This is a genomic window from Bacteroides sp. AM07-18, from assembly GCF_003602695.1.
In the GTDB taxonomy this organism is placed as follows: domain Bacteria; phylum Bacteroidota; class Bacteroidia; order Bacteroidales; family Bacteroidaceae; genus Bacteroides; species Bacteroides uniformis.
Window position 1 is genome coordinate 611 of sequence record NZ_QTLM01000045.1, and the last position, 426, is coordinate 1,036.

Here is a 426-nt window from a genome sequence, read left to right on the forward strand (position 1 = left end):
GTTCCTTTATCGCTCTGAGGATAGTATCAGAACTACAAGTACGAAGTGTCGGATGGAGCGAGAGATGGTTCATCAAATGAGTAGTGACATCCTCAATGCATGAGCCACCACAGAAGTAGATACTCATGAGGGAACGGACGATTTCACTGTACTGATAACCGAACGAGCTACACCTTAGACCGAGTGTCGAGTCGATTACAGATGACAATGTGGAGTCAAATTGCTCCATGATTGAAAATATTCCTCCAAAAGGAGTGAGCTTCTCGGATTTTATTTGTATTTTTGCCATGCCTGATGAGGTTTTGTTTGATTATTTTTTTGCAACACTAAGTTAAGTGAATCCTCTGACATGGCAAAATCCTGAGCAACTTTTTGTTGCTCAGGTACTTAAAAAAAATATTTTATAATAGTGTTGCGGAATTAAGG

Annotated in this window: 1 pseudogene; it reads right to left on the reverse strand. The window is 39.7% G+C overall.

Going from position 1 to position 426, the window contains the following annotated elements:
- Positions 1–289, reverse strand: a pseudogene (locus tag DW096_RS19645) (IS1380 family transposase); the annotation flags it as partial.
- Positions 290–426: the final 137 nt, after the last annotated feature.